Annotated in this window: 18 protein-coding genes; 4 read left to right on the top strand and 14 right to left on the bottom strand. The window is 62.4% G+C overall.

What is annotated here, in order from left to right; all coding sequences use genetic code 11:
- Nucleotides 1–66: 66 nt before the first annotated feature.
- Nucleotides 67–1,068, top strand: a complete 1,002-nt coding sequence (locus ACR0FC_RS08830) for a DUF2125 domain-containing protein (protein ID WP_170339936.1) — start codon at nucleotides 67–69, stop codon at nucleotides 1,066–1,068.
- Here ACR0FC_RS08830 and ACR0FC_RS08825 read toward each other — a convergent pair.
- The 4 genes from ACR0FC_RS08825 to ACR0FC_RS08810 all read right to left on the bottom strand — a co-directional run bounded on the left by ACR0FC_RS08825 (nucleotide 1,065) and on the right by ACR0FC_RS08810 (nucleotide 5,401).
- Nucleotides 1,065–1,922 carry an extensin-like domain-containing protein gene (locus ACR0FC_RS08825; protein WP_170339935.1) on the bottom strand — a complete coding sequence of 286 codons (858 nt, stop codon included), beginning with the start codon at nucleotides 1,920–1,922 and terminating at the stop codon, nucleotides 1,065–1,067. The two genes, ACR0FC_RS08830 and ACR0FC_RS08825, sit on opposite strands and share 4 nt — an antisense overlap.
- Entirely contained in the window at nucleotides 1,919–2,839 is a 921-nt protein-coding gene (locus ACR0FC_RS08820; RefSeq protein WP_093964624.1) for a prephenate/arogenate dehydrogenase family protein, read from the bottom strand. Before ACR0FC_RS08820 ends, ACR0FC_RS08825 begins: the two co-directional genes overlap by 4 nt.
- Nucleotides 2,836–3,921 (bottom strand): histidinol-phosphate transaminase, encoded by a 1,086-nt coding sequence (hisC, locus tag ACR0FC_RS08815; RefSeq protein WP_170339933.1) that lies wholly within the window; start codon nucleotides 3,919–3,921, stop codon nucleotides 2,836–2,838. Before hisC ends, ACR0FC_RS08820 begins: the two co-directional genes overlap by 4 nt.
- 64 nt (nucleotides 3,922–3,985) lie before the next feature.
- On the bottom strand, nucleotides 3,986–5,401 hold the full coding sequence (locus tag ACR0FC_RS08810; protein WP_170339931.1) for an aminotransferase class V-fold PLP-dependent enzyme: 1,416 nt from the start codon (nucleotides 5,399–5,401) through the stop codon (nucleotides 3,986–3,988).
- Between the two features lie 102 nt (nucleotides 5,402–5,503).
- Here ACR0FC_RS08810 and ACR0FC_RS08805 point away from each other — a divergent pair, with 102 nt between their 5' ends.
- A complete protein-coding gene (locus ACR0FC_RS08805; protein WP_170339929.1) occupies nucleotides 5,504–5,965 on the top strand; it encodes an Lrp/AsnC family transcriptional regulator in 462 nt (153 codons plus the stop codon).
- A 67-nt stretch (nucleotides 5,966–6,032) separates the two neighbouring features.
- On the opposite strand, the gene rpsD is transcribed toward ACR0FC_RS08805, so the two are convergent.
- The 3 genes from rpsD to ACR0FC_RS08790 all read right to left on the bottom strand — a co-directional run bounded on the left by rpsD (nucleotide 6,033) and on the right by ACR0FC_RS08790 (nucleotide 9,805).
- Nucleotides 6,033–6,653, bottom strand: a complete 621-nt coding sequence (gene rpsD / locus ACR0FC_RS08800) for a 30S ribosomal protein S4 (RefSeq protein WP_093964621.1) — start codon at nucleotides 6,651–6,653, stop codon at nucleotides 6,033–6,035.
- 196 nt (nucleotides 6,654–6,849) lie between these two features.
- The gene (locus ACR0FC_RS08795; protein WP_170339928.1) at nucleotides 6,850–7,191 is read right to left on the bottom strand and encodes a hypothetical protein; all 342 of its coding nucleotides are present in this window, start codon (nucleotides 7,189–7,191) and stop codon (nucleotides 6,850–6,852) included.
- A gap of 331 nt (nucleotides 7,192–7,522) precedes the next feature.
- Nucleotides 7,523–9,805, bottom strand: a complete 2,283-nt coding sequence (locus ACR0FC_RS08790) for an adenosylcobalamin-dependent ribonucleoside-diphosphate reductase (RefSeq protein ID WP_170339926.1) — start codon at nucleotides 9,803–9,805, stop codon at nucleotides 7,523–7,525.
- Between the two features lie 455 nt (nucleotides 9,806–10,260).
- Here ACR0FC_RS08790 and ACR0FC_RS08785 point away from each other — a divergent pair, with 455 nt between their 5' ends.
- Nucleotides 10,261–10,692, top strand: a complete 432-nt coding sequence (locus tag ACR0FC_RS08785; protein WP_170339924.1) for a DUF1489 family protein — start codon at nucleotides 10,261–10,263, stop codon at nucleotides 10,690–10,692.
- A gap of 2 nt (nucleotides 10,693–10,694) precedes the next feature.
- Here the strand turns inward: ACR0FC_RS08785 and hisG are convergent, their stop codons facing one another.
- Genes hisG through hisS form a run of 3 tightly spaced genes read right to left on the bottom strand, consistent with a single transcriptional unit; the run spans nucleotide 10,695 to nucleotide 13,960 of the window.
- Nucleotides 10,695–11,384, bottom strand: coding sequence for an ATP phosphoribosyltransferase (gene hisG, locus ACR0FC_RS08780; protein ID WP_093964617.1), 690 nt, complete (start codon nucleotides 11,382–11,384; stop codon nucleotides 10,695–10,697).
- Nucleotides 11,381–12,469 (bottom strand): ATP phosphoribosyltransferase regulatory subunit, encoded by a 1,089-nt coding sequence (locus ACR0FC_RS08775; protein ID WP_170339923.1) that lies wholly within the window; start codon nucleotides 12,467–12,469, stop codon nucleotides 11,381–11,383. Before ACR0FC_RS08775 ends, hisG begins: the two co-directional genes overlap by 4 nt.
- 3 nt (nucleotides 12,470–12,472) lie before the next feature.
- Nucleotides 12,473–13,960 (bottom strand): histidine--tRNA ligase, encoded by a 1,488-nt coding sequence (hisS, locus tag ACR0FC_RS08770; protein WP_170339921.1) that lies wholly within the window; start codon nucleotides 13,958–13,960, stop codon nucleotides 12,473–12,475.
- 128 nt (nucleotides 13,961–14,088) lie between these two features.
- Here hisS and ACR0FC_RS08765 point away from each other — a divergent pair, with 128 nt between their 5' ends.
- Nucleotides 14,089–14,283, top strand: a complete 195-nt coding sequence (locus ACR0FC_RS08765) for a SlyX family protein (RefSeq protein ID WP_093964614.1) — start codon at nucleotides 14,089–14,091, stop codon at nucleotides 14,281–14,283.
- A gap of 9 nt (nucleotides 14,284–14,292) precedes the next feature.
- Here ACR0FC_RS08765 and ACR0FC_RS08760 read toward each other — a convergent pair whose 3' ends face one another.
- The 4 genes from ACR0FC_RS08760 to ACR0FC_RS08745 form a co-directional block, all read right to left on the bottom strand.
- Nucleotides 14,293–14,688 carry a hypothetical protein gene (locus tag ACR0FC_RS08760; RefSeq protein ID WP_254437790.1) on the bottom strand — a complete coding sequence of 132 codons (396 nt, stop codon included), beginning with the start codon at nucleotides 14,686–14,688 and terminating at the stop codon, nucleotides 14,293–14,295.
- An 11-nt stretch (nucleotides 14,689–14,699) separates the two neighbouring features.
- Nucleotides 14,700–14,915, bottom strand: coding sequence for a YMGG-like glycine zipper-containing protein (locus tag ACR0FC_RS08755; protein WP_170339494.1), 216 nt, complete (start codon nucleotides 14,913–14,915; stop codon nucleotides 14,700–14,702).
- Nucleotides 14,916–15,000: 85 nt separating this feature from the next.
- Nucleotides 15,001–15,522 (bottom strand): thioesterase family protein, encoded by a 522-nt coding sequence (locus tag ACR0FC_RS08750; protein WP_170339919.1) that lies wholly within the window; start codon nucleotides 15,520–15,522, stop codon nucleotides 15,001–15,003.
- The gene (locus ACR0FC_RS08745) at nucleotides 15,519–16,307 is read right to left on the bottom strand and encodes a cyclase family protein (protein ID WP_170339918.1); all 789 of its coding nucleotides are present in this window, start codon (nucleotides 16,305–16,307) and stop codon (nucleotides 15,519–15,521) included. Before ACR0FC_RS08745 ends, ACR0FC_RS08750 begins: the two co-directional genes overlap by 4 nt.
- Nucleotides 16,308–16,404: the final 97 nt, after the last annotated feature.

The following is a 16,404-nucleotide window of genomic DNA, read 5'->3' as shown; positions in this document are numbered from 1 at the left end:
GTTCTGGTCCTTGCCCGTTTAGGCCTATAAACATCAATTCCAAGGCAGGAAAAAGGGCCATTTGCGATGCGCCGACTGGTACGAGTGTTCATATTTCTGGCCATCCTCTGGGGCGGGTATTGGGCCATAGCCGGGTATGGGCTGCGCAGCGCCATCACCGGTTGGTTCGCGCATCAGCAGGATCTTGGATGGCAGGCCGACTATTCCGACGTGGAAATCGCCGGGTTTCCGCTGCACCACGTGACCCGCTTGAACAGTGTCGCGCTGGCCGATCCGGTGAATGGCACAGCCTGGAGCGCGGATTGGATCGAATTCGAAAGCCCCGCCATCTGGCCCGGACGACAGATCTTGCGCTTTGCGGATACGCCGCAGCGGCTGTCCTATTTCGACCAGACCGCAATCATCCTGGCCGACAGCCTTCAGGCGGAACTGAATTTGCGTCCGGGCGTCGCGCTGGAGTTGGAGAAGATGGCCCTGACATCGGGCAACTGGTCGGTGACCCAGGACGGAACCGACATGGCCGCCGGTCAGTCACTTGCCTTGGTCATGGAACAAGGCACCCAGCCCGAGAGCTATGCAATCGGGGTCAGTTCGGATGCCTTCACGCCCGGTGAAGACCTGCGCGCGCTGATGCGAACGGCTGCTTCGCTGCCCCAAGCCTTCGAGACGCTTGAACTGGACATGAATGTTACCTTCGACAAAACCTGGGACCGCTCCGCGCTGGAAGAACGTCGCCCTCAACCTCGTTTGATCGACTTGCATCTTGCCGAGGTGCAATGGGGCGAATTGCGTCTGTTTGCAACCGGCGAACTGGAGGTTGATGAACAGGGCATTCCGGTTGGAGAGATTGCGGTCAAAGCCGAGAACTGGCGTGACATGATTGCCATGGCCAACGCTGCAGGTGCCTTGCCCGATCAGGCCGTTGATCCGGTCACGCGGGCGTTGAACCTGCTGGCCGGCCTCGGAGGCAACCCCAACGCGCTGGACCTGCAGCTGAATTTCCGCGACGGATTCGTGGCTTTGGGACCGTTGCCGTTGGGGCCGGCCCCGCGTCTGATCCTGCGTTAGCGGCAGTAGGGTCCGCTGCGGTAACGGGCGGTATCAAGGTGGAAATGGTTCTGGTGATAGCGGTCTGAATTCGGGCCCAGCACCGTGCCGAAGGGCCCGCACGCCCCGCGCCAGATCTTGGTCAGCTGCTTCTTCGAGGGGTTTTTACGCCAACCGTCCAGAACAGTCACCACCTCGCCATCGGCCATTTTGAACCCCGAGATATCAATGGCCCGACCCTTGCCATGCTCCGAGATCCTTGCACCTTTCCGGTTGTTCCGGGTACGGCAAGCGTAATGTGCGGCAACCTGCAGTTCGACTACTGGGCCGCGCCGTTTGAACGTCGGCTTGACGGTCTTGTCGACCCATTTATTCAAGGCGATCGCCGTACCGCAATCCATCGTGGATGGGCGGCTGAGAACCACGCCCGACACCGATGTGATCTGGACGGCATCCTTGATCCCGCAGGCTTTGATCTTGCCCGGAACCGAGCCCACGGCCTTGCCCTGAATGGCGATATCACCGCACACCGATCCTTTGCGCAGTTTTCGCTTTTTGAACAGGACTTGCTGTTCCAACGCCTCGGGCCGCAGATAGGGTTTGAGCGACGTATCCGGTCCAAGCAGCGGAAGGTCGGCCGGGCGCGCCGCCACGGCTAAGACCTGAGGGGATACGGGCCGCACAGCGGGTCGCATCTTCTCTGGCACAGCAATCGAGGTTGCCGAACTCGGCGGTACATAGGCGGCCTGCACCAGCTCTGCCGCCGGGGATGGCCGCGCAACCGGAACCAGTGATGTGTCGGGGGCCGATGCAGTGGCCGCGCCGGCCCAAACCACCGCAATCATCGACAAGGCTTTGCCTTTGATCAGTTTCATGACTTGGCCTTCACACGCCCGAAATCAGGAGCGTCGGTGTCCTGACCCGCGTCGATGATGCCGCGCCGGATCGCCCTGGTGTGGGTAAAGTAGTCGAACAGGTGCTGACCGTCGCCCGTACGGATCGCACGCTGCAGGGCAAACAGCTCTTCGGTGAAACGACCGAGGATTTCCAGCGTCGCGTCCTTGTTGGTCAGGAACACGTCGCGCCACATGGTCGGGTCCGAGGCCGCGATCCGGGTGAAATCACGGAAACCGGCGGCCGAGTACTTGATGACCTCGGAGTCGGTGACGCGCCGCAGGTCGTCGGCGACGCCCACCATTGTATAGGCGATCAGGTGCGGCGCGTGGCTGGTGACGGCCAAAACCAGATCGTGGTGATCAGCATCCATCTCGTCGACATTGGACCCCATCCCCTCCCACAGGGCGCGCAGGCGGGCGATGGCCTCGGGGTCAGACCCTTCGACCGGAACCAGTAGGCACCAGCGGTTGTCGAACAGCTCAGCAAAGCCGGATTCGGGGCCGGAATGCTCGGTCCCGGCCAGCGGGTGGGCGGGCACGAAATGCACGCCTTCAGGAATATGCGGGCCAACCTCTTCAATGACGTGACGTTTGACCGAGCCTACATCCGAAACGGTCGCGCCGGGCTTGAGCACCGGCGCGATGTCCTTGGCGACGGAGCCCATTGCGCCCACCGGCACGCAGAGCACGACCAGATCGGCACCCTCCACCGCCTCTTGCGCGGTGTCGCAGACCCGGTCGCACAGCCCGATGCGCCGCGCAGTGTCGCGGGTGGCCTCGGACCTGGCATAGCCAGTCACCTCGCCCGCCAACCCGGCGCGCTTGATCGCCCAGTACATCGACGAGGCGATCAGACCCAACCCGATCAGCGCCACGCGGTCATAGATCTGGCTCATGCGGCGCCCCCTTTGAACGCGGTGATGGCCGCAACCACGCGGCGACAGGCCTTTTCGTCGCCCACGGTGATCCGCAGCGCGTTGGGCAGCTTGTAGCCCGCAACCCGGCGCACGATCAAACCTTTCGATTGCAGATAGGCGTCGCAGGCCTCGGCCTCGGCCTGATCCGCGAACCGCGCGAGGATGAAATTGGTGCAGGATGGATCGGACGGAACGCCAATCTTGGCCAGCTCGGCCGACAGCCATTCACGCAGGCGGGCATTTTCGGCCCGGCAGAACTCGACATATTCCACATCGGCCACGGCGGCCTCCGCTGCTGCGATGGCCGTCAGCGACAGGTTGAAGGGCTGGCGCACGCGGTTCAGCACGTCGATGATTTCGCGATGCGCATAGCCCCAGCCGACCCGCATGCCGCCAAGCCCGTAGATCTTCGAGAAGGTCCGGGTCATGATCACGTTGTCGAACCGGTCCACCAGACCGGCACCGCCGTCAAAGCCCGGCACGAATTCCGCATAGGCGCCATCCAGAACCATCAGGCAGGTCTGCGGCAGGCCCTCGGCCAGGCGCGTCAGCTCGGCGTCCGAGATCATGGTCGAGGTCGGATTGCCCGGGTTGGTCACGAACACGATGCGGGTACGGTCAGTCACCGCGGCCAGGATCGCATCGACATCGACCTTGCGGTCGCGCTCGGGCACCTCGACCGGGGTCGCGCCGGCCATGCGGGCGATGATCGGATACATCGAGAAGCCGTGCTCGGTATGGATCACCTCGTCCCCCGGCCCGGCATAGGCCTGGGCCACGAATTGCAGCACTTCGTCACTGCCCACGCCACAAATGATCCGGTCGCGGTCCAGCCCGTGCCGCTCGCCGATCGCGGCGCGCAGGTTGTAGTGATCGGTCACCGGATAGCGATGCAGCATCGTGGCACTTTCGCGCACGGCTTCGATCGCCTTGGGGCTGGGGCCAAAGGGGTTTTCGTTGGAACTCAGCTTGATGACGTTTTCCACGCCCTCGACATGCGACTGACCGCCCTGATACAGCGCGATATCCATGATGCCGGGTTGCGGGGTGATCTTGTTCATGAGGGGCTCCGTTGGTTGCGCCCCTCATACAGGTCTCAAGGCCTTGGGAAAAGCGGCAATTCCGTCACGCCGCCTTGAAGCGGGCGGTTGCCGGATCAGCGGCGTAGAACGGGGCGTATTCCTGCGTGCGGCGCGACAGGTCATTGACGCTGTCGATGATGAACTGAACCGTGTCCTCGGTCATCATGTACGAGAAGTTCAGCCGCACCCAACCCGGTTTCTTCATCTCTTCACCGGCCGACAACGCCGCGTGCAGCGCTTCCGAGGCCGCCTTGTCGATGCCCAGCAGCCGATGCGCATAGGGGCCGGCGCAGGCACACCCGCCGCGCGCCTGAATGCCGTAGATGTCGCTGAGCATCCGGGTGAACAGCTGTTGGTGCACCGGTTGCCCTGCAGTGTCGCGGACCAGGAAGGAAAAGATCGGCAGGCGGTGCGGGTGGTCCACGCCCAGCAGGGTCAGGTGTGGATTGTCACGCCACCCATCCAACGCCATGCGGTTGTACAGCGCCTCGCGCCGGGCGATCTCGTCGGTGCCCACGGCATCCTTGACGATGAAGGCCAGGGCCGCGCGGATGTCGCCGATCACGTTCGGGGTCCCCGCCTCTTCGCGGGTGGCCAGATCAGTACTGTAGTCGTGGCGCCAGGGCGAAACGAAGCTGACCGTGCCCCCGCCCGGCCAGCTGGGACAGGTGCGGCGCACGGCGCTCTGGTTCACGATCAGAACACCCGAAGCCCCCGGCCCGCCCGGAAACTTGTGCGGAGACACGACGATGGCATCCTTGCGCGCATCGTCCGGCCCCATATCCATCGGCAGGTAGGGCCCACCCCCGGCGTAATCCCAGACCGCGCGCGCCCCGTGCCGTTTCAGCAGCCGCGTCACCGGATCGGGGTCAGTGACCACGCCCGTAACGTTCGACGCCGCCGAAAATGACCCAATCACCAGATCCGAGTCCCCATGGTCGATCAGCGTCTGTTTCAACACCGCCATGTCCGGCCCGCCCTCGGGGCCTTCGGGGATCTCGATGACCTGCGCCTTGCTCTCGCGCCAGGGCAGGATGTTCGAATGGTGCTCGTACGGGCCAATCAAGACAACCGGCTGGTCAGCCTCTTGCACTCCCATCAAACTGACCAGCCGGTTGAGTCCCGCAGTGGCACCAGACCCGGTGAAAATCACCGCGTCATCTCCCCTCGCGCCAACGATGCGGGCTATTTCCGCGCGCGCCTCGCGGCGCAGTCGCGTCATGTAGGAACCGCAATAGGAGGCCTCGGTGTGGCTGTTCGCATAGAAAGGCAAAACATGCTGGGCCACAAAATCCTCGACCTGCCGCAATGCGCGGCCCGACGCAACGTAGTCCGCGTACACAAGCGGCACGTCCCCATGAAGACCCGGGATCAGAACGTTCTCTCCGATCAGCCCGTCGCGCAGGGTCGAATTGTGAGTGGCGGCTTGGATTTCTGCACGAAAATGGGACAGGGTCATGTCATTGGCTCCATATTGCATTTCCAATATGATCTACTTTAGCCGAGTAATCTTCACCTATCTTTGCTTGATTTGTTAATTTTTTGGGTCATATGATCTGGAATGAATGAAAAGGTAGATCAAATTGACAAGCGCCTTCTGCGCGAACTGCAAAAAGATGCGACCCTTTCCCAGCGCGAACTGGCCGAGCGAGTCGGACTGTCGCAAAACGCCTGCTGGCGGCGGTTGAAGGCGCTGAACGACGCAGGCGTCCTGACAGGGTCGACAGCCCGGATCGCACGCGAAAAACTGGGGTTGAATCTGGTGGTTTTCGTGATGCTGCGGACCCGGCACCACTCGGCCGAGTGGCTGCAGGCCTTTCGCAGCCATGTCCTGACCATTCCAGAAGTCGTGGATTTCCACCGGATCGGCGGCGACTACGACTATCAGCTACGGGTCGTGACGCAGGATATGGCGACCTATGACAAAGTCTATCAGCGCCTGATCGAGAAGGTCGAACTGGACAGCGTGACCTCGTATTTCGCGATGGAGGCCATCGCAGAAGACCGCCCTCTGCCGATCTGAGTGCTGGCCATGAAAAAGGGCCGCACCTTCGCAGGTACGGCCCGTTTTCTGAAACTGTCTGCGAAGATCAGTTCTTCGCGTAGAATTCGACGACCAGGTTCGGTTCCATCATGACCGGGTACGGCACGTCGCCCAGCGACGGGGTGCGCACGAAGGTCGCGGTCATCTTCGAGTGGTCAACTTCCAGGTAATCCGGAACATCACGCTCGGCCAGGCCAACGGCTTCCAGAACGACGGCCAGTTGCTTGGACTTGTCGCGGACCTCGATCACGTCGCCTTCCTTGACGCGGTAGCTGGGGATGTTCACCCGCTTGCCGTTCACCTTGACGTGGCCGTGGTTCACGAACTGACGTGCGGCGAACACGGTCGGCACGAATTTGGCGCGGTAGACAACAGCGTCCAGACGGCGCTCCAGCAGACCGATCAGGTTTTCACCGGTGTCGCCGTTCACACGTACGGCTTCGGCGTAGATGCGGCGGAACTGCTTTTCGGTCAGGTCGCCGTAATAGCCTTTCAGCTTCTGCTTGGCGCGAAGCTGCAGACCGAAGTCCGAAAGTTTGCCTTTGCGGCGCTGACCATGCTGGCCAGGGCCGTATTCACGACGGTTGACCGGGGATTTCGGGCGACCCCAGATGTTTTCGCCCATCCGGCGGTCGATTTTGTGCTTGGCAGACGTGCGTTTGGTCACGGCTGATCTCCTTCTTAAGGTCGAGGCCCTGACAGGCCACTATGAAGGGCGTTGTCCTCTTGAGGTTTCCCCCATGACAGGCATCCCCTTGCGAGGGCCACCAACACCAATGAAGCCGCGCTTATATCTGCGGACAGACCAGAGTCAACACGCTGCGATGCGTGGACGAAGAAATAGTTCCTAGGGAATGGGCCGTTTATTCAGCGGCGGTCGCCGTCATGTGCGGCGCAAGAACCAACGTTTGCTCCGTTGACCTGCGATGCGTGGGGAAGGAAACAACGTTGCCCGCACCCGATTGGCTTGCGTCGGCATATTCTTCGACGGCGCTCACCCAGAAGTCCTGACCCCGCGGGGGGCAGCTATTTTCGAACAGAAGAACCGCGTCCTTCTGACCTTCGACCAACGTCAACTCGGCCTCGTAGGTCTGCGCCCCATTCGTCAATGAGATAACTGCAAGCGTGGCGATCGGCTTCAGCGTTGCGGCTTCGGGGCCATGCCCGGCCAACGCCATCAACGCCTGATCATGTCCAGTCTTCACGGAATATTCCGCGTCACAATCCGGCAAGCGTGTCATGCACCCATGCCACGACCAAGACGCTCCAATGGCCAAATCTGCCACAGGCGCTGCTTCAAGCCCGTCAATTTCCGTCTGGGACCAAAATACTGCTACGCGACCGTTATACCCGGCTGTCATCTGCCCGCCCGACCTTTCAAACTCATCACCCCGTACACTAGCGTGTGTATCAACGATGAATCCGGCGGAAAAGAGACGGAATTGCAGCTTTCACGAGAATGTTGCCGGAGAGTCAAATCAAATTGAGACTCCGGCGAAACACAATACAACTTTAACGACAGTTATGTGGCATTCGTCAACCGCATTTCGAGTGTCCGCAGCTGCGGCAGGTCATGCAGCCCTCGATCATCACCATGTCATACTGGCCGCAAGACGGGCAGGCCTTGCCGCGTGGTGCGTCCATGTTGACCACCTGCGCCTGCGGGTCAGACTTCAGCCCCATGCCTTCGCCTTCGAGAAACCCGATCGCGATCATGTGCTGCTCGATCACGCCTCCGATCGCCGCCAGGATCGAGGGGATGTACTTGCCCTGCACCCAGGCCCCGCCGCGCGGGTCGAATACGGCCTTCAGCTCTTCGACAACAAAGGACACGTCACCACCGCGCCGGAACACGGCCGAGATCATCCGGGTCAGGGCCAGCGTCCAGGCGTAATGCTCCATGTTCTTCGAGTTGATGAACACTTCGAACGGACGCCGCCGACCACCAATGACGATGTCGTTGATCGTCAGATAGATCGCGTGCTCGCTGTCGGGCCATTTCAACTTGTAGGTCGACCCTTCAAGCGATTGCGGACGATCCAGCGGTTCGGACATGTAGATCACGTCACCGCCATCCACCTCGTGCGGGGCATCGGCGCTCTCGCCCGGCACTTTGTCGTCGCTCTCCGAAACGGTCAGGACCGAACCGGTCACGTCGTTCGGGCGATAGGTGGTGCAGCCCTTGCAGCCCATGTCCCAAGCCTGCAAGTACACGTCCTTGAAGGCATCGAATGAGATGTCCTCGGGGCAGTTGATCGTCTTTGAGATCGAGCTGTCGATCCATTTCTGCGCCGCCGCCTGCATCTTGACATGCTCGGCCGGGGTCAGGGTCTGGGCGTTCACGAAATAGTCGGGCAGTTCCACGTCGCCGAACTTGTCGCGCCACATCTGAACGGCATAGTCCACCACCTCTTCCTCGGTGCGCGAGCCGTCCTTCTGCAGCACCTTGCGGGTGTAGGCATAGGCAAAGACCGGCTCGATCCCCGACGACACGTTGCCCGCATAGAGCGAGATCGTCCCAGTGGGTGCGATCGAGGTCAGTAGCGCATTGCGGATCCCATGGTCGCGGATGGCCTGGCGTACATCGTCATCCATCTGCTGCATGGTGCCGCTGGCAAGGTATTTCTCGGCATCGAACAGGGGAAAGGCCCCTTTTTCTTTGGCCAAGTCGACCGACGCCAGATACGCGGCGCGGGCGATCGCGTGCAACCAGCGCTCGGTCTGACGCGCCGCCTTGTCCGAGCCATAGCGCAGGCCCAGCATCAACAGAGCATCCGCCAGCCCGGTCACGCCCAGACCGATACGGCGCTTGGCCTGCGCCTCGGCGGCCTGCTGCGGCAGCGGGAATTTCGAGGCATCCACCACGTTGTCCATCATGCGAACGGCCGTTGCGACAAGCTCCTGCAACGCGGCCTCGTCCAGTTGGGCCGCGTCTTCGAACGGTGCCGACACCAGCCGTGCCAAGTTGATCGAACCCAACAGACAGGCGCCATACGGCGGCAGGGGCTGCTCGCCGCAGGGGTTGGTGGCGGCGATGGTCTCGGCGTAGCTCAGGTTGTTGGCCTGGTTGATCCGGTCGATGAAGATCACGCCCGGCTCGGCATAGTCATAGGTGGCCTGCATGATCTTGTTCCACAGATCGCGGGCCTGCACCGTGTGATAGACCTTGCCGTCAAAGACCAGATCCCACGAAGCATCGGCCTTGACCGCCTCCATGAAGGCATCGGTCACCAGCACCGACATGTTGAACATGCGCAGGCGGGCCGGGTCGGATTTGGCGGTGATGAACTGTTCGATATCCGGATGGTCGCAACGCATCGTCGCCATCATTGCGCCCCGGCGCGAGCCCGCCGACATGATCGTGCGGCACATGGCGTCCCACACATCCATGAACGACAGCGGCCCCGAGGCATCGGCAGCCACCCCATGCACGTCCGCGCCGCGCGGCCGGATGGTCGAGAAATCATAGCCGATCCCCCCGCCCTGCTGCATGGTCAGCGCGGCCTCTTTCAGCATGTCGAAAATACCACCCATGCTGTCGGGGACCGTGCCCATGACGAAACAGTTGAACAGCGTCACCTGCCGCGCGGTGCCTGCTCCGGCCGTGATGCGCCCGGCGGGCAGGTATTTGAAATCCTCAAGCGCTTCGTAGAACTTCTGCTCCCAATGCGAGGGGTCCTTTTCCACCCGAGCCAGATCGCGCGCAATCCGCCGCCACGTATCTTCAACCGACTTGTCGATCGGCGTGCCATCCGCCTGTTTGAAGCGGTATTTCATGTCCCATATCTGCTCGGCGATGGGGGCGGCAAAGCGGCTCATAAGAGTTCCTATACGTTGTGCTGGGCTAGTGGAACCTCACTATATATGACATTGAACATGCCGTTCCAGCAAAAATAGTAGCGGCTTTGCCGATTGACCATTTGCCATTTGATTGGCAGAATCTGGAAGATTCTATCCTGTGCCTTTCGGGGACAGGATAGGTGGTGGAGATGGAGGGACTCGAACCCTCGGGGCGTCGGCTGGGAAGACCTCACCCCGCACCATGCCATCCCCGACTGATTGGCGCCCCGTTTATTCGGGGTGCCAGCATCTTCAGCCTATTGGTCTGTTTGTGGTTCCCCCTCTTCACTTGATTGCCGCATTGACACTGATTCCGTGTATTGAAAGAGGCACCCAGAATAGACGCTGCCCCCCGCAAACCACAACAGCTTGATAGCGCGCAACGGTAAGCTACAATATAAAGATAATCCGTGGGACGACTCTGTGGGAAAGCTGTGGATAATTACATCAACCTGGTGAAACTCTCGGTCGGGTCCGAGAGCGTGGACAGCCTGATCGCCTGGCAGGACAGCTATCGCCGGCGGTTTCCGGATGGCCTGCCCCGCCACATCACCCGCATGTGGCCCAAGCGCGAGGCCGAGATTCTGAACGGCGGGTCAATCTTCTGGGTCATCAAGGGTGTTATCCAGTGTCGCCAGCGCATCCTGCGGCTGGACGAGGTGATGGGTGAGGATGGCATCCGCCGCTGCGCCATCGTGCTGGACCCGCAGGTCCACCGCACCCAGGGCGCGCAGAAACGGCCCTTTCAAGGCTGGCGCTATCTGAAACCCGAGGATAGCCCCGCAGACCTGCCCGAAAGCCGCGCGCAGGACGACGCTCTGCCCGAGGATCTGAACCGCGCGCTGGCCGAGATCGGCGTCCTCTGACCTCAGCCCAGACGGCGCATCACTTCTGTAAGAGCAGCCTTTTCGGTGGCCCCGTACTCCGCAACCCGGCTGCGCCACAGAGTGGCCTGCGATTGCAGGATCAACCCGTCCGAGAGGATCTTGAGGTGGTTGGCGCGCAGGGTCTCACCGGTCGAGGTGATGTCAGCTATCGCCTCGGCGGTTTCATTCATCACCGTGCCCTCGGTCGCCCCCTGGCTGTCGACCAGCGTATAATCGGCGACCCCGGAATCGGTCAGGAACTCACGCACCATACGGTGGTACTTGGTGGCGATCCGCAGGCGGTGTCCATGCGTGGCCCGAAAAGCGGCGGCGGCGGCATCCAGGTCATCCAGCGTCTCGACATCGACCCAGCAGACCGGAACCGCGATCACCAGATCGGCCTGACCAAAGCCCAGCGGCGCGATTTCTTCAACCTGCTGTTCCCAGCGTGGCAATTTCTCGTGCACCAGATCGGTGCCGGTCACGCCCAGGTGAATACGGCCGGCAGCCAGTTCGCGCGGGATCTCTCCGGCCGACAGCAGGATCAGCGAGACATCCTCGATCCCGTCCACCTTGCCTGCGTATTCCCGGTCGGACCCGGCGCGCGACAGCTCGATCCCGTGGCGGGCGAACCAGGCAAAGGTTTTCTCCATCAGCCGCCCCTTGGACGGCACGCCCAGCTTCAGGGTCATTGGCCCGCCTCCTCGATTTCCAGCATCAGGTCGGGGCGCAGCACGCCACCCACCGCCGGGATCTCGGCCCCGTTGCCCAGCCGCCGCGTCAGCGCATCATAGCGCCCGCCGGTGGCGATGGGCGGCAGGTCGGGGCGGCGCTCGGCGTAGAATCCGAAAACGAACCCGTCGTAATATTCCATCGAGGTGCGCCCATACGAGGCTTCGAAATCCAGCCTGCCGACATCAACGCCACGCGCCTGCAGGGCGGCGATCCGCGCCTCGAGCCGGTCCAGCGCGGGGATGATCTGAGGTAGATCGACGGCGATATCGCGCAGGTGCTCCAGCGCATAGGGCATGGTCTCGCGCACGCCCAGCAGCGAGTCCAGCCCGGCCATTTCCGTGTCGGAAATCGGCGGCGTGTCGCGGTCGGCGCGCAGGGCGTCGATACGGGCGGCAATCTCGGCCGGTCGGCGCTTACCGATCACCGGCGCGTCGCAGGCCATCGGGTCGGCCGCCGCGAGCAACGCGGCGCGGTGGTCCGGCTCGGGCTTGCGACCCGCGAACCGGTCCAGCAGAGCCCGGAACCGGCGCGGACGCCACAGGTGGCGCATCAGCGCGGCCTTGCGTTGGTCGGAGGTGCGCAGGCCCTGAACGGCTGCGGTCAGAATGCCGATGTCCCCGGTCGCCGCGCGCAACGGCAGACCCCGCAATTGCAGGGCAAATAGCGAGAATACCTCGGCATCGGCCCCTGCCGGATCGTCGCGTTCAAAGACCTCGTAGCCCACCTGGATGTATTCATTGGCGCGGTCGGAGTCATGTTCCTGACGCCGGAAAACCTCGCCCGAATAGGTATAACGCGCCGGTTCGGCCCCGTCGCGCATGTGCATCTGCACCACCGGCAGAGTGAAATCCGGGCGCAGCATCTGTTCGCCGCGCAGCGCGTCCGAGGTGACATAGGCGCGCGCGCGGATATCCTCGCCGTAGAGGTCCAGCAGCGTCTCGGCCGATTGCAGCAGCGGCGGGTCGACGACCTGCGCCCCGGCGGCCTCGAATCGCACGCGCATCATCGCGGCCCGGGCCTGAATCTGGGATCGGTTGGGCATGGCTCAGTCCTGACTGTCCAGAATCTCGCGCACCTTGGCGACCAGATCGCCGCGCGGCACCTCAAACTGGCTGGGGCGTTCCTTCCATTCCTCAAGCGTGGCGCTTTCGGCGATCTTGGCGCCCAGAATCAGGTCCTTGATCTGAACCACGCTGCGGTCCTTCTCGTCCCCGCCCTCGATCACCGCGACGGGCGAGTTGCGCTTGTCTGCGTATTTCAGCTGATTGCCGAAATTCTTGGGGTTACCCAAATAAACCTCGGCGCGGATGCCGGCATTGCGCAACTCGGCCACCATCGCCTGATAGTCGGCCATGCGGTCCCGGTCCATCACGGTCACGACGACCGGCCCGGTGTCATGTGACTTGATCCGACCTTTCTCGCGCAGCGCGGCCAGCAACCGGTCGACCCCGATCGAGATGCCCGTCGCGGGCACTTCCTGCCCGGTGAAGCGCTTGACCAGATCATCATAGCGCCCGCCACCCGAGACCGACCCGAACTGCCGTTTGCGGCCCTTTTCGTCAAAGATCTCGAAGGTCAGCTCGGCCTCGTAAACCGGACCGGTGTAGTATCCCAGCCCACGCACGACCGAGGGGTCGATCTGGATGCGATCGGCACCATAGCCGCCCGCGGCCAGCAGCTCGCCGATCTGTTCCAATTCCGAGATGCCTTCGGCGCCGATCTTGCTGTCGCCCACGGCCGCGCGCAGGTTGGCCAGCGTTCCGGCGGCGTCATCAGCCTTGGATGTCAGGAAGGCGATCACCGGCTCGGCCTGATCGTCGGACAGGCCAACACCCTCGATGAACGCGCCCGAGGCATCCAGCCGGCCCTTGGTCAGCAACTCGCGCACGCCCTGCTCGCCCACTTTGTCGAACTTGTCGATGGTGCGCAGAACGTCATCGCGCGCCGCCGCGTCCGCGCCCAGGCCCATGGCCTCGAGCACGCCGTTGAGGACCTTGCGGTTGTTGACCCGCACCAGATAGTCGCCGCGCGGGATGCCCACGGTTTCCAGCGTATCCGACAGCATGGCGCAGATCTCGGCATCGGCAGCCATGCTGGCCGTGCCCACAGTATCCGCATCACACTGATAGAACTGGCGATACCGCCCCGGCCCCGGCTTTTCGTTGCGCCAGACCGGACCCATCGCATAGCGGCGATAGGGTGTGGGCAGGTCGTTTCGGTGTTGGGCATAGACCCGGGCCAGCGGCGCGGTCAGGTCATAACGCAGCGCCATCCAGTCGCCGTTGCCGCCTTCGTCAAACTCTTGCCAGGCGAACACGCCTTCGTTCGGGCGATCGACATCGGGCAGAAACTTGCCCAGCGCCTCGACCGTTTCCACGGCGCTGCTTTCCAGCGCATCAAACCCATAGCGATGATAGACGTCCGCAATCGTCCGCAGCATCTCGGTGCGCTGCGTGACTTCCTGGCCGAAATAGTCGCGGAACCCTTTCGGCGTGACGGCCTTGGGGCGGGGCTGTTTCTTGGGCTTGGCCATGTGGGGCGTCCTTGGGATTTCATCACTTGCGCGCGCGGTCTATCCCATGGTCTGGGTCGGGGCAAGCCAGCGCTGGCATTGCGCGCGCCACAGCGGTATGACCGCACCAGATCACAGGAGCCCCATCGATGCAGCATCTGGAAGAGAAAATCGCCCACCTGACCCGCACCGTGGATGACCTGAGCATGGTCGTCGCCAAGCAGCAGGACGAGATCGATCGCCTGACCCGCCACGTCGCTATGCTGATGCAGCGCGAAGCCGAACGTGCGCAGGAAGGATCCGGCGGGGTCATTCTGGGCGACGAGCGCCCACCGCACTATTGAGCCCGCCCCCTACAGCCCAAGCGTTGATCTAACGGCATCGTCGACGACACCGCCCAACAGGGCATCCTCATCGCCTGCGCAGCCTTCGGTCAACGCTGAAAGAAAAGCCTCACGTAGCTTGGCCTTTTCTTCGTCCGAGGATGCAAACTCTTCGATATCAACCTGACGGTTGTAGAGCGAAAGAGCGGTCATCTTTCTGACGACGTCGAAAACGTATTCATCATTCCCATCAGCCTCTTCGATGACCGAAGCGCAGGTGTGGTACATCAGCGGAAGCGCGTCTTGCGCCATCTGGTCGGCGGCCTCGTCCGCCGTGCCGATGGACGGGAGAAGGATCAAGCCAGCCAGAACAGGTTTGAAATCAAGCAGTCGCATCAGGGCTCCTTTCTGAAGGCGGTCAGTCATGGACACCCCCGTCACTTGCGGTTTGCCCCAATGATTGCTCCGACAACCGCACCTGCGGCCGCGCCTTTGCCATCTCCGATCAACGCTCCGACGCCGGCGCCGATCAGGGCACCCTTCAGCGCGTCTTCTTCCTTCTTCTCCGCCAAAGCGGCTGACGCAGGCAAGACGATCAGCGATGTCGCCAATATGCAGGCTGGCGCCTGCGCGCATTTCCTTAAGATCCGCATTTGGTTGCCCTCCCGTGACCAAGCCCGAACCGGGTGGTCAGCGTAGCCCGCTCCAGGAATTCTGGCAACAAAGGCCATCCCCGGGCTATTTGCGCCGAATGCCGATTGGTCTGCCGATCTGCGGCTCGGGGGGCAATGTGGCATGGTCGGACACCATTCGCGCCAGCCGCGCCGCGGCCCAGTCCGGATAGGGTTCCGACCGGCCTGTTGTGTGGCTGACATTCATGAACAGGGCCTCTTGGGTGGCACAGACCACGCCATCCTCGGCCGACACCATCTGCGCAAAATAGTGACCACGCTTGTGATCGGCGTCCAGCATCCGAAACCGGAACACCAGCGCCTCACCCTCGCGAACCTCGCGCAGGAAATGCAGATGCGATTGCAGGATGTACGGCCCCTGCCTCAGCGCCGCGACCTGTGGTTCGCCCAGGCCGAGATGATCGACCAGCAGCCGTTCAAAGGCCAGATCGAACACCACGCCGTAATACCCCACATTCATGTGGCTGTTGTAATCGATCCAGTCTGGCCGAACCGTGAAACCGGTGATTTCGACCGGCGCGGGGTACGGTCCGTCATGGCCGCCCAAGGGTTCTGATTGCGGAGTCATTCGCCGTCGTCCTCCTCGAAGATCGCCACCGCGCGGATGAACCCGGCCGAGGCGCCCTTAATCTTAAACGGAAAGCACGAGATCTCGAACCCCGTGGGCGGCAGGCTTTCCAGATTGGTCAGCTTCTCCATGTGGCAATAGCCGATCTCCATCGACGCGCGGTGCCCCTCCCAGATGATCGAGGGGTCATGGGTTTCCGCGTATTCCTGTGCGGTCAGCGGGAAGGGCGCGTCCCAGCTCCAGGCGTCGGTGCCGGTCACGCGCACGCCGCGCTCGGTCAGGTACAGCGTGGCTTCGCGCCCCATTCCGCAGCCTTTCATCAGGTAATCCGGCTGGCCATAACAGGTGCCGGCGGAGGTATTGACCACGACGATATCCAGCGGTCGCAGGTCATGCCCGATCCGCTTCAGCTCGGCCGCGACATCGGCGGCGGTGACGACGTAGCCATCCTCGAAATGCCGGAAATCCAGCTTCACGCCCGGGTTCATGCACCACTCCAGCGGCACCTCGTCGATGGTGATCGCCCGCTCGCCCCGGTTCATGGTCGAGTGGTGGTGGTACGGCGCGTCCAGATGGGTGCCGTTATGGGTGGCTATCTGCAGCCGTTCGATGGCCCAACCCTCGCCGTCGGGCAGGTCCTCTTTCTTCAGACCGGGGAAAAAGGCCATCACCTGCTCGGTCGTCTGGTCGTGGCTCATGTATTCGATCTGCGGCAGCATGATCGGCGGGTCCGACACGATGCCGGTTTCCAGCGGGACGGACAGATCGACGAAACGGCGGGCCATGAACTCCTCCGGGATTGCGCGGCTCAAGGGTTGGCTGGCTGCAAGCATCTGTCAAGCCAAGAAAAAGGCGGGCACGCAGGCCCGCCTTTTCAGGGTT

This window comes from Ruegeria sp. BB9, from assembly GCF_056539345.1.
This window is presented reverse-complemented; position numbering and strand designations above follow the sequence as displayed.

Bases quoted from the DNA above. Each gene is read 5' to 3' on its own strand.
- ACR0FC_RS08750 (WP_170339919.1), bottom strand. From the start codon at position 15,522: ATGACTCCGCAATCAGAACCCTTGGGCGGCCATGACGGACCGTACCCC.
- ACR0FC_RS08805 (WP_170339929.1), top strand. From the start codon at position 5,504: ATGAATGAAAAGGTAGATCAAATTGACAAGCGCCTTCTGCGCGAACTG.
- ACR0FC_RS08775 (WP_170339923.1), bottom strand. From the start codon at position 12,469: ATGCCCAACCGATCCCAGATTCAGGCCCGGGCCGCGATGATGCGCGTG.
- ACR0FC_RS08825 (WP_170339935.1), bottom strand. From the start codon at position 1,922: ATGAAACTGATCAAAGGCAAAGCCTTGTCGATGATTGCGGTGGTTTGG.
- hisC (WP_170339933.1), bottom strand. From the start codon at position 3,921: ATGAACAAGATCACCCCGCAACCCGGCATCATGGATATCGCGCTGTAT.
- ACR0FC_RS08830 (WP_170339936.1), top strand. From the start codon at position 67: ATGCGCCGACTGGTACGAGTGTTCATATTTCTGGCCATCCTCTGGGGC.
- ACR0FC_RS08820 (WP_093964624.1), bottom strand. From the start codon at position 2,839: ATGAGCCAGATCTATGACCGCGTGGCGCTGATCGGGTTGGGTCTGATC.
- hisS (WP_170339921.1), bottom strand. From the start codon at position 13,960: ATGGCCAAGCCCAAGAAACAGCCCCGCCCCAAGGCCGTCACGCCGAAA.
- hisG (WP_093964617.1), bottom strand. From the start codon at position 11,384: ATGACCCTGAAGCTGGGCGTGCCGTCCAAGGGGCGGCTGATGGAGAAA.
- ACR0FC_RS08765 (WP_093964614.1), top strand. From the start codon at position 14,089: ATGCAGCATCTGGAAGAGAAAATCGCCCACCTGACCCGCACCGTGGAT.
- ACR0FC_RS08790 (WP_170339926.1), bottom strand. From the start codon at position 9,805: ATGAGCCGCTTTGCCGCCCCCATCGCCGAGCAGATATGGGACATGAAA.
- ACR0FC_RS08745 (WP_170339918.1), bottom strand. From the start codon at position 16,307: ATGGCCCGCCGTTTCGTCGATCTGTCCGTCCCGCTGGAAACCGGCATC.
- ACR0FC_RS08760 (WP_254437790.1), bottom strand. From the start codon at position 14,688: ATGACTGACCGCCTTCAGAAAGGAGCCCTGATGCGACTGCTTGATTTC.
- ACR0FC_RS08810 (WP_170339931.1), bottom strand. From the start codon at position 5,401: ATGACCCTGTCCCATTTTCGTGCAGAAATCCAAGCCGCCACTCACAAT.
- ACR0FC_RS08755 (WP_170339494.1), bottom strand. From the start codon at position 14,915: ATGCGGATCTTAAGGAAATGCGCGCAGGCGCCAGCCTGCATATTGGCG.